This is a genomic window from Phycicoccus sp. Root101 (genome assembly GCF_001426245.1).
Taxonomy (GTDB): Bacteria; Actinomycetota; Actinomycetes; order Actinomycetales; family Dermatophilaceae; genus Pedococcus.
Genome location: NZ_LMCM01000006.1, coordinates 184,058 through 194,579, shown reverse-complemented (window position 1 = coordinate 194,579; position 10,522 = coordinate 184,058). Strand labels below are relative to the sequence as shown.

Annotated in this window: 12 protein-coding genes; 2 read left to right on the top strand and 10 right to left on the bottom strand. The window is 70.2% G+C overall.

The features are described 5' to 3' along the window. Positions 1-84: 84 nt before the first annotated feature. Positions 85-1,686: an ABC-F family ATP-binding cassette domain-containing protein gene (locus tag ASC58_RS08250; protein WP_056914347.1), complete on the bottom strand. Its 1,602-nt coding sequence runs from the start codon at positions 1,684-1,686 to the stop codon at positions 85-87. 206 nt (positions 1,687-1,892) lie between these two features. Here ASC58_RS08250 and ASC58_RS08245 point away from each other — a divergent pair, with 206 nt between their 5' ends. Further along, positions 1,893-2,813 carry a neutral zinc metallopeptidase gene (locus tag ASC58_RS08245; RefSeq protein ID WP_056914346.1) on the top strand — a complete coding sequence of 307 codons (921 nt, stop codon included), beginning with the start codon at positions 1,893-1,895 and terminating at the stop codon, positions 2,811-2,813. A 56-nt stretch (positions 2,814-2,869) separates the two neighbouring features. Then, the gene (locus tag ASC58_RS08240; RefSeq protein ID WP_056918963.1) at positions 2,870-3,220 is read left to right on the top strand and encodes a VOC family protein; all 351 of its coding nucleotides are present in this window, start codon (positions 2,870-2,872) and stop codon (positions 3,218-3,220) included. Here the strand turns inward: ASC58_RS08240 and ASC58_RS08235 are convergent. From ASC58_RS08235 to ASC58_RS08195, 9 genes are read right to left on the bottom strand one after another with little or no spacing between them, the layout of a single operon-like run. Next, a complete protein-coding gene (locus tag ASC58_RS08235) occupies positions 3,217-3,753 on the bottom strand; it encodes an acVLRF1 family peptidyl-tRNA hydrolase (protein WP_056918962.1) in 537 nt (178 codons plus the stop codon). The genes ASC58_RS08240 and ASC58_RS08235 overlap by 4 nt on opposite strands. Positions 3,754-3,787: 34 nt before the next feature. Continuing rightward, positions 3,788-4,117 carry a metal-sulfur cluster assembly factor gene (locus ASC58_RS08230; protein WP_056914343.1) on the bottom strand — a complete coding sequence of 110 codons (330 nt, stop codon included), beginning with the start codon at positions 4,115-4,117 and terminating at the stop codon, positions 3,788-3,790. 28 nt (positions 4,118-4,145) lie between these two features. Then, positions 4,146-4,610: a Fe-S cluster assembly sulfur transfer protein SufU gene (sufU, locus tag ASC58_RS08225; RefSeq protein WP_056918961.1), complete on the bottom strand. Its 465-nt coding sequence runs from the start codon at positions 4,608-4,610 to the stop codon at positions 4,146-4,148. Then, a complete protein-coding gene (locus tag ASC58_RS08220) occupies positions 4,610-5,920 on the bottom strand; it encodes an aminotransferase class V-fold PLP-dependent enzyme (protein ID WP_056914341.1) in 1,311 nt (436 codons plus the stop codon). The genes sufU and ASC58_RS08220 overlap by 1 nt, the downstream gene beginning before the upstream one ends. A 43-nt stretch (positions 5,921-5,963) precedes the next feature. Next, positions 5,964-6,722, bottom strand: coding sequence for a Fe-S cluster assembly ATPase SufC (sufC, locus tag ASC58_RS08215; protein ID WP_056914340.1), 759 nt, complete (start codon positions 6,720-6,722; stop codon positions 5,964-5,966). Between the two features lie 2 nt (positions 6,723-6,724). Beyond that, entirely contained in the window at positions 6,725-7,108 is a 384-nt protein-coding gene (locus ASC58_RS08210) for a non-heme iron oxygenase ferredoxin subunit (RefSeq protein WP_235529152.1), read from the bottom strand. Next, positions 7,105-8,316, bottom strand: a complete 1,212-nt coding sequence (gene sufD / locus ASC58_RS08205; RefSeq protein WP_056918960.1) for a Fe-S cluster assembly protein SufD — start codon at positions 8,314-8,316, stop codon at positions 7,105-7,107. The genes ASC58_RS08210 and sufD overlap by 4 nt, the downstream gene beginning before the upstream one ends. Then, positions 8,313-9,734: a Fe-S cluster assembly protein SufB gene (sufB, locus tag ASC58_RS08200; protein WP_056914337.1), complete on the bottom strand. Its 1,422-nt coding sequence runs from the start codon at positions 9,732-9,734 to the stop codon at positions 8,313-8,315. The genes sufD and sufB overlap by 4 nt, the downstream gene beginning before the upstream one ends. After that, positions 9,731-10,522 carry a metalloregulator ArsR/SmtB family transcription factor gene (locus ASC58_RS08195; RefSeq protein WP_235529151.1) on the bottom strand — a complete coding sequence of 264 codons (792 nt, stop codon included), beginning with the start codon at positions 10,520-10,522 and terminating at the stop codon, positions 9,731-9,733. The genes sufB and ASC58_RS08195 overlap by 4 nt, the downstream gene beginning before the upstream one ends.

The window sequence follows — 10,522 nt, the reverse complement described above, 5'->3', positions numbered from 1 at the left end:
TGCATAACCGTCCATTATCCGACCCCATCGCCCCCCAGCGCGATGGGAGATCGAGGCGGTATGGCGCGGGCGCGCCAGTGCGGGTCAGGCGAGGGAGATGAGGTCGAGGTAGTCCTGGCCCCAGTGGTCCTCGATGCCGTCGGGCAGCAGCAGGATGCGCTCGGGGTCGAGCGACTCGACCGCGCCCTCGTCGTGCGTCACGAGCACGACCGCGCCCTTGTAGGTCCGCAGGGCGCCGAGGATCTCCTCGCGCGAGGCCGGGTCGAGGTTGTTCGTGGGCTCGTCGAGGAGCAGCACGTTGGCCTCGGACACGACGAGCATGGCCAGCGACAGGCGGGTCTTCTCGCCACCGGAGAGCACCCCGGCCGGCTTGTCGACGTCGTCGCCGCTGAACAGGAACGAGCCGAGGACCTTGCGGACCTCGGTCTCACCGAACGAGTCGGGGGCGGCCGACTTCATGTTCGACAGGACCGAGCGGGTCACGTCGAGGTTCTCGTGCTCCTGCGCGTAGTAGCCGAGCTTGAGGCCGTGGCCGGGCTCGACCTCTCCCGTGTCCGGGGTGTCGACGCCGGCGAGCATCCGCAGCAGGGTCGTCTTGCCGGCGCCGTTGAGGCCGAGGACCACGACGCGCGAGCCGCGGTCGATGGCCAGGTCCACGTCGGTGAAGATCTCGAGGCTGCCGTAGGACCGCGACAGGCCGGACGCCCGCAACGGCGTCTTCCCGCACGGCGCGGGGTCGGGGAAGCGCAGCTTGGCCACCTTGTCGGTGGTCCGGGCGCCCTCGAGGCCGGCGACCATGCGCTCGGCGCGCTTGATCATGTTCTGGGCGGCGACGGCCTTGGTCGCCTTGGCGCGCATCTTCTCGGCCTGCTCCATCAGGGCAGCGGCCTTCTTCGTGGCGTTGGCGTACTCGCGCTTGCGGGCGCGCTCGTCGGTCTCGCGCTGCTGGAGGTAGGGCTTCCAGCCGACGTTGTAGAGGTCGAGCTCACCGCGGTTGGCATCGAGGTGGAACACCCGCGTCACCACGGCGTCGAGCAGCTGGACGTCGTGGCTGATGACCACGAGCCCGCCCTGGTAGCCCTTGAGGTAGTCGCGCAGCCACCCGATCGAGTCGGCGTCGAGGTGGTTGGTCGGCTCGTCGAGGAGCAGCGTCTGGGCACCGGAGAACAGGATCCGCGACAGCTCCACCCGTCGGCGCTGACCACCGGAGAGGGTGGCCAGCGGCTGTCCGAGGATGCGCTCGTCGAGGGCCAGCGCGCTGGCGATGGTCGCGGCCTCGGACTCCGCGGCATAACCGCCGGCGGCGGTGAACTCCCCCTCGAGGCGGGAGTAGCGGCGCATGGCCTTGTCGCGCGTCTCGTCGTCCGCCGAGGCCATCGCACCCTCGGCCTCACGCATCTGCGTGATGATGCGGTCGAGGCCGCGGGCGCTGAGGATCCGGTCACGGGCGAGCACGTGCAGGTCACCGGTCCGCGGGTCCTGGGGCAGGTAGCCGACCTCACCGCTCACGGTCACGCTGCCGGCAGCCGGCTGGCCCTGGCCGGCGAGGACCTTGGTGAGGGTGGTCTTGCCGGCACCGTTGCGGCCGACGAGGCCGACCCGGTCACCGGGGGCGATGCGGAAGGTCGCGCCGTCCAGGAGGAGGCGGGAGCCAGCGCGCAGCTCGATCCCACTGGCGGCGATCACAGACGTACTCCAGACACGTTTCGAGGAAGAACAGGCAGCTCAGCGGCGGTTCGTGCCGATCCGCTGCGTCGATGCAGGTCCGGTCACGCTCGCGTCGCCGTGGGCTCGCCGTGCACGGGTTGCGCCGGCGCCGCACAGCGGCTGAGATCACTAGTCTAGCGACGTCGCTCGACCCCCGAGTGCACGCCCGAGGCCCCGGAGGGCAGATGAGCTTCAACGACAACGCGCAGCTCGACACCTCACAGGTCGGGTCGGGCGGTGGCGGCGGACGTCCCGGCGGCATGGTGGTCGGCGGTGGCGTCGGCGGCATCATCCTGCTGATCATCGCCCTGGTCTTCGGCATCAACCCCAACGACCTCCCCGGGGGCACCGGCACCGACCCGGGCACGGGTGGCTCCGGCCAGGTGGAGCCCGGGGGCAGCACCGACCCCAACGCGTTCGCCCAGTGCAAGACCGGTGCCGACGCCAACCGCGACGACACCTGTCGGATCATCGCCACCGTCAACTCGGTCCAGGCGTTCTGGACCAGCGAGCTCCCCCGCTTCCGCCGCGAGTACACGCCGGCCAAGACGATCATCTACACCGGCTCGACCCAGTCGGCCTGCGGCACGGCCTCCAACCAGGTCGGCCCGTTCTACTGCCCGCTCGACAAGCAGGTCTACATCGACGCGAGCTTCTTCAAGATCCTCACCGACCAGTTCGGGTCCAGCGGCGGCCCGCTGGCCCAGGAGTACGTCGTGGCGCACGAGTACGGGCACCACATCCAGGACATCCTCGGCCTGCTCGACAAGGCCCAGCAGAACCCGCAGGGCGCCAACAGCGGCAGCGTGCGCGTGGAGCTCCAGGCCGACTGCCTCGGTGGTGTCTGGGCCAACAACGCCACGCAGACCAAGGACGCCAAGGGCAACACCCTGATGAAGCCGCTCACCGAGTCCGACATCAAGGACGCCCTGTCGGCAGCCTCGTCCGTCGGGGACGACCGGATCCAGCAGAAGACGCAGGGCCGTGTCAGCCCGGAGTCGTGGACCCACGGCTCGGCGGCGGCGCGGCAGAAGTGGTTCACCACGGGCTACCAGAGCGGTGACCTCAACAGCTGCGACACCTTCTCCCCCGCGACCGTCGAGTAGCCCTGGACCTCACGGCAGCCCCGTCGCAGGATCGAGACACCGACGAAGGAGCCCGCATGCGCATCATGAGCGTGACCACCAACCTGACGGTCCCCGACATCGACGAGGCCAGGACCTTCTGGTCCGGCCTGTTCGGCCTGACCACGGAGATGGACCTCGGCTGGGTCACCCGCCTCACCGACCCCACGACGGGGGCCCACGTCCAGCTCGTCACGTCCGACGCCACCGCCCCGGAGAACTCGGCCCTGACGGTCAAGGTCGACGACGTCGACGAGGCCTGGCGCCAGGTGCAGGACCGGGGCGTCGAGGTGGTCCACCCCATCGTCACCGAGGAGTGGGGCGTGCGCAGGTTCTTCGTCCGGGCACCCGGCGGGACCGTCGTCAACATCGCCCAGCACCACGACTAGCCGGGTCGGACGTCCTCGATGGTGATGCGCACCGCGCGGCCACGCTTCAGCGCGTCCTCGAGGACGGCCCGGCGCGGGTCGGGCAGGTCGTAGAGCTCACGCCTCGGGAGGGCGTCGAGGTGCGCGAGGCGGGGGTCGTCGAGCACCGCCCGCACCAGCGCCTTGTCCCCACCGACGACGAGGCCGCTGGCGCTCCCCCGCGGCAGGATCCGCAGCGTGTGGTCGCAGACCGCGCGCACCAGCTCGTCGGCCTGGTTGCCCCGCCGTCGCGCGAACCGCTGCTGCGACCAGCCGCCCGCCGCCGTCCGCGACTGCACGTGCCGGGTCCCGACCTTGGACTCGCTGAAGGCCGCCCCGTGGGCCAGCCCCACGGCATACCCGCCACGGCGGATGAGCAGGACCCCGACGGGGTCGTGCGGAAACTCCTCACGCGCGGAGATCCGTTGGCGCGCGCCGGGTTCGGGGTTGTTGGCCGCGAACCTCTCGAGCCACCCGTCGAGCCGCTCCGCAGACACCTCGACGACGCGGCTCACGGGTGTGGCGGCGTCGTCGAGGTGACGGGATGCGTCAGAGGTTGAAGCCGAGGGCGCGCAGCTGCTCGCGGCCGTCGTCGGTGATCTTGTCGGGGCCCCACGGCGGCATCCAGACCCAGTTGACGCGGTAGGACGCGACGAGGCCCTCGAGGGCCTGCTGGGTCTGGTCCTCGATGACGTCGGTCAGCGGGCAGGCCGCGGAGGTGAGCGTCATGTCGAGGACGGCGTGGCGCTGGGCGTCGACGGTGATGCCGTAGACGAGGCCGAGGTCGACGACGTTGATGCCCAGCTCGGGGTCGACGACGTCGCGCATGGCCTCCTCGACGTCCGCGACGTTGGGGGTGGCGGTGGTCGTGTCGCTCATCGTGTCAGCCTCTTTCATGAACTGGTCTTCAGGGTGCTGTCGTGGTGGAGTTCGTGTCGATGCCTGCCTGGTGCAACGCGTCCGTGAACGCCATCCATCCCAGCAGAGCACACTTGACGCGCGCGGGGTACTTCGCGACGCCGGCGAACGCGACGCCGTCGCCGATGACGTCCTCGTCGCCGGGGTCCTCGCCCTTGGACGTGAGCATCGCGCGCATCGCCTCGTGCGTGACCATGGCCTCGGCGACGGTGCGGCCGATGACCTCCTCGGCGAGGACGCTGGCCGACGCGGTCGAGATCGAGCAACCGAGGGCGTCGTAGGAGATGTCGCGGACGACGGCGTCAGCGCCCTCGCCCTCGACGTGCACGCGCAGGGTGACCTCGTCACCGCAGGTGGGGTTGACGTGGTGCACCTCGGCCTCGAAGGGCTCGCGCAGCCCGGCGTGCTGGGGGCGCTTGGAGTGCTCGAGGATGAGCTCTTGATAGAGGTCCATCAGCTCGCCACCCCGAACACGTCCGGCACGCGGTCGAGCGCCACGAGGAGCGCGTCGACCTCCGCCGGGGTCGTGTATGCCGCGAGGCTGGCCCGCGTCGTCGCCGTCGCCCTCATCCGACGGTGCAGGGGCCAGGCGCAGTGGTGGCCCACCCGGGCCTCGACGCCCTGGTCGTCCAGCACCTGGCCGACATCGTGCGCGTGGACGCCGTCGACGACGAACGCCACGGCACTCCCCCGGTCGACACCGTCCACGGGACCGACCACGCGGACCCAGGGGCGCTCGGCCAGGCCGGCGAGCAGCCGCTCGGTCAGCGCCTGCTCGTGGGCGTGCACGCGGTCCATGCCGAGCTCCTGCAGCCACTCGATGGCCGCGGCGAGGCCGATCGCCTGGGCGGCGTTCGGGGAACCCGCCTCGAAGCGCTGCGGCGGCGCGGCATACGTCGTGCCCTCCATCCGGACGGTCTCGATCATCGAGCCGCCCGTGATGAACGGTGGCATCGCTGCCAGGAGGTCCTGGCGGCCCCAGAGGACGCCGATCCCGGTGGGGCCGTACATCTTGTGGCCCGAGAAGGCGGCGAAGTCGACACCGAGGTCGGCCACGTCGAGCGCCAGGTGTGGCGCCGACTGGCAGGCGTCGAGGACGGACAGCGCCCCCACGGAGCGGGCGGCATCGGCGAGCCGGCGCACCGGGTTGACCGTACCGAGCACGTTCGACACGTGGGTGAACGCGAACACCTTGGTGCGGTCGGTGAGCAGCTCGCCCAGCGCCGGACCGTGGACGCCGTCGAGGTCGAGCCGACCCTCGTCGGTGACACCGACCCAGCGCAGCGTGGCGCCGGTGCGTCGCGCCAGCTCCTGCCACGGCACGAGGTTGGCGTGGTGCTCCATCTCGGTGATGAGGATCTCGTCGCCCGGGCCCAGGGACAGCCGCGGGTCCTTGTCCTGGCCGGCGACCGAGTTGGAGAAGCCGTACGCCACGAGGTTGAGGGACTCGGTGGCGTTCTTGGTGAAGACCACCTCGTCGGTCGCCCCGCCGACGAACCCGGCGATCGTCGCGCGCGCCTGCTCGTAGCGGTCGGTCGCCTCCTCGCTGAGCTGGTGCGCACCGCGGTGGACGGCGGCGTTCACCTGCTCGCTGAAGGCTCGCTCGGCGTCCAGGGCGCGCGTGTGCCGCTGCGAGGTCGCTCCGGAGTCGAGGTAGACCAGCGGGCGACCGTCCCGGACCGTGCGCGTCAGGATGGGGAAGCCGGCCCGGATCCGGGCCAGCTCCCCGTCATCGAAGACGGTCGCCGTCGTCGCGTTCGACATCTGGGTCAACCTCGTCATGGAGTGGGTCAGCGGACTCTGGCCGTCAGGCCGAGGCGCCGACGTAGCGGTCGTAGCCCTCGGCCTCGAGGCGGTCGGCCAGCTCGGAGCCACCCTCCTCGACGATCTTGCCGTCGACGAAGACGTGCACGAAGTCGGGCTTGATGTAGCGCAGGATGCGCGTGTAGTGCGTGATGAGCAGGACACCCACGTCGGTGTTGTCCTTGACCCGGTTGACGCCCTCGGAGACGACGCGCAGGGCGTCGACGTCCAGGCCGGAGTCGGTCTCGTCGAGGATCGCGACCTTCGGGCGCAAGAGCTCCATCTGGAGGATCTCGTGGCGCTTCTTCTCGCCACCGGAGAAGCCCTCGTTGACGTTGCGCTCGGCGAACGCCGGGTCCATGCGCAGCTCGCCCATGGCGGACTTCATGTCCTTGACCCAGGTGCGCAGCTTCGGGGCCTCGCCGTCGATGGCGGTCTTGGCGGTGCGCAGGAAGTTGCTCACCGTGACGCCGGGGACCTCGACGGGGTACTGCATCGCGAGGAACAGGCCGGCGCGGGCGCGCTCGTCGACCTTCATCGCCAGCACGTCCTCACCGTCGAGCGTGACGGTGCCACCGGTGACGGTGTACTTGGGGTGACCGGCGATGGAGTAGGCGAGGGTCGACTTGCCGGAGCCGTTGGGCCCCATGATCGCGTGGGTCTCGCCGGACTTCACGGTGAGGTCGACGCCGCGGAGGATCTCCTTGGTGCCGGTCTCGGTCTCGACGGTGACCTGCAGGTTGCGGATCTCGAGTGTGGACATGCTCAGCGCTCCAGGTGTGTGGGAGTGGTGGAGGAGGTGTTCTGGGGGGTGGTGGCGACGTAGACGTCGTCGCCGTCGATCTTCACGGCGTACACGTTGATGGGGACGATCGCGGGCGGACCCGACGGCTCTCCGGTGCGGATGTCGAACCGCGAGCCGTGCAGCCAGCACTCGAGCGTGCAGCCGTCCAGCTCACCCTCGGACAACGAGACGTTGGCGTGGCTGCAGGTGTCGTCCACCGCGTGGACGCTGCCGTCCTTGGTGCGGACCAGCGCCACGATCGTGCCGCCGATGTCGGCCGCGGCCGCGCCCACCTCGGGGAGCTCGTCGAGTCGGCAGACCCGCACGAACTCCTCGTCGGGGACGAGCTCTGCTGCTGCGCTCACAGGGCAGCCTCGGTGGCGGTCTCCTGCGCCGCGGTGCCGCCGAGCTCGGTGTCGATGGCAGCCATGAGCCGCTCGGACACCTCGGGCACGCCGATGCGGGCCACGACGCTGGCGAAGAAGCCACGCACGACGAGGCGTCGGGCGATGTCCTCCGGGATGCCGCGGGCCTGCAGGTAGAAGAGCTGCTCGTCGTCGAAGCGACCGGTCGCCGAGGCGTGCCCGGCTCCGACGATCTCGCCGGTCTCGATCTCGAGGTTGGGGATCGAGTCGGCCCGCGCCCCGTCGTCGAGGATGAGGTTGCGGTTGAGCTCGTAGGTGTCGGTGCCCTCGGCGCTCGCGCGGATGAGGACGTCACCGACCCACACCGTGTGGGCGGTCTCGCCCTGCAGCGCACCCTTGTACTCGACGTTCGAGTGGCAGTGCGGCGCCTCGTGGTCGACGAAGAGCCGGTGCTCCTGGTGCTGCCCGGCGTCGGCGAAGTAGACGCCGAGGCCCTCGAAGGAGCCGCCCGGGCCGGAGTAGCGCGCGTTGGTGGAGATGCGCACGAGCTCGCCCCCGAGCGTGACGACGATGTGGCGCAGCTTGCCGTCGCGACCGATCAGGGCGTCGTTCTGGGCGACGTGCAACGCGTCGTCGTCCCACTCCTGGACGGTGACGAAGGTCAGGTCGGCGCCGTCGCCGACCCGGATCTCCACGCCGGCGGTGTGCTCACCGGTGCCACGGTGCTCGAGGATGACGGTGGCCTTGCTGTGCCGACCGGCGTCCACGACGAGGTGGGCGTTGTCGCGCCCGGCGACACCGTTCACGCGGACGAAGACCGGGGCGTCGAGCTCGGCCTCGGCCGGGATGCCGACGAGCAGGGCTCGCTCGGTGCCGGCGTAGGCCGTGACGGCGGCTCGGTCGGCGGGACGGTAGGCCGTGCCCACGCGCTCGTCGTCCATCGCCAGCTCGAGCAGCTCGACACCCTCGGGGGCGTCGGTCTCGACGGTGACGGCACCCTCGGTGCTGCCCTCCTCGGAGAACAGGCCGCCGAGGCGGTCGACGGGGGTGAACCGCCACTCCTCCTCACGGCCGCCGGGAACGGGGAAGTCCGCGACGGCATACGAGGTCTTGCGCTCGGCGCGCGACTGGTCGGGGACGAAGGCGGCGGCGGAGTCCGTGTGGGCTCCGGCGGTCGCCTCGGGGTTCTTCTGGGCCAGCAGGCTCAACCTACGGCTCCTTCCATCTGCAGCTCGATCAGGCGGTTGAGCTCGAGGGCGTACTCCATGGGCAGCTCACGCGCGATGGGCTCGACGAACCCGCGCACGATCATGGCCATGGCCTCTTCCTCGGTCATGCCTCGGGACATGAGGTAGAACATCTGGTCCTCGGACACCTTGGAGACCGTGGCCTCGTGCCCCATGGTCACGTCGTCCTCGCGGATGTCGACGTAGGGGTAGGTGTCGGACCGGCTGATGGTGTCCACCAGCAGCGCGTCGCAGACCACGCTCGAGCGGGAGCCGTGGGCGCCCTCGAGGATCTGGACGAGCCCGCGGTAGGACGTGCGGCCACCACCACGGGCCACCGACTTCGACACGATCGTCGAGGAGGTGTTGGGGGCGGCGTGCACCATCTTGGCGCCGGCGTCCTGGTGCTGGCCCTCGCCGGCGAAGGCGATGGACAGCGTCTCGCCCCGGGCGTGCTCGCCCAGGAGGAAGACGGCCGGGTACTTCATGGTGACCTTGGAACCGATGTTGCCGTCGATCCACTCCATCGTCGCGCCCTCGGCGCAGGTCGCGCGCTTGGTGACGAGGTTGTAGACGTTGTTGGACCAGTTCTGGATGGTCGTGTAGCGGACGCGGGCGTTCTTCTTCACGACGATCTCGACGACGGCGGAGTGCAGTGAGTCCGACTTGTAGATCGGCGCGGTGCAGCCCTCGACGTAGTGCACCGAGGAGCCCTCGTCGGCGATGATCAGGGTGCGCTCGAACTGGCCCATGTTCTCGGTGTTGATCCGGAAGTAGGCCTGCAGCGGGATGTCGACGTGGACGCCCGGCGGGACGTAGATGAACGAGCCACCCGACCAGACCGCGGTGTTGAGCGCGGCGAACTTGTTGTCACCGGCGGGGATCACCGAGGTGAAGTACTCGCGGAACAGGTCCTCGTGCTCGCGCAGGCCCGTGTCGGTGTCGACGAAGATGACACCCTTCTCCTCCAGGTCCTCGCGGATCTGGTGGTAGACGACCTCGGACTCGTACTGCGCCGCGACACCCGCGACGAGGCGCTGCTTCTCGGCCTCCGGGATGCCCAGGCGGTCGTAGGTGTTCTTGATGTCCTCGGGCAGCTCGTCCCAGGTGGTGGCCTGCTTCTCCGTCGACTTCACGAAGTACTTGATGTTCTGGAAGTCGATGCCGGTGAGGTCGGAACCCCAGTTGGGCATGGGCTTCTTGCCGAAGAGGCGCAGCGACTTCTCACGCAGGTCGAGCATCCACTGGGGCTCGTTCTTGCGGGCCGAGATGTCGCGCACGACGTCCTCGTTGAGGCCTCGCTTCGCGGTGGCGCCGGCGCTGTCGCTGTCGGCCCAGCCGTACTCGTAGCGGCCGAGGTCCTTCAGACCCGGGTTCAGCTCCTCGATGTTGGTGCTCATCGCGTCGACCTTTCGGTTCGTGTCACAGCGGTGGGGTCAGCGCTGCTGGTGGAGTTCGTGGGGGCGTTGCTCGCCCGGCTCGCCGGTATGGCGTGCTGGACGGTGCTCGTGGGGATGAACGTGGTGCAGACGTGGTCGCCGTGCGCCAACGTCGCCAACCGCTGCACGTGGACACCGAGCAGGCGCGAGAACGCATCTGTTTCAGCGTCACAGAACTGCGGAAATTCCCGGGCGGCGTCCTGGACCGGGCAGTGGCCCTGGCACAGCTGGATGCCGGTGAAGGGGCTGGAGCTCCCCGGCTCGCCCACCGGACGGGCCGAGGCGGCGAAGCCGTCACGGGTCAGGGCGCCCACCAAGGCGTCGACCCGGGCGGCCCGCGAGGTGCCGGCGGCGGCCAGCTCCACGGCGTACCGCTGCTCGAGCTCGTGCACGCGCTGCTCGGCGAACCGGCGCACGGCACCGTCGCCGGCCTCGTCGGACAGGAAGCGCAGGGCCTCCATGGCGAGGTCGTCGTAGTCGGACTCCAGGGCGTGGTGCCCGATGTCGCTGACGACGTACGCCCGGGCCGGGCGACCCCGACCGCGGTGGCCGGCCGACGGGCCCTGCTCGCGCTCGACGATCAGGCCGGCGTCGACGAGGTTCTCGAGGTGGCGGCGGACGGCCGGGGCGGTCAGGCCGAACTCCTCGGCCAGCGTCGCCGCGGTCACGGGTCCGCGCTCGCTGATCGCCTGCAGCACCCGGTCGCGCGTGCGCGACTCGAGCACCTGGGGCGCTTCGGCGATATTCAC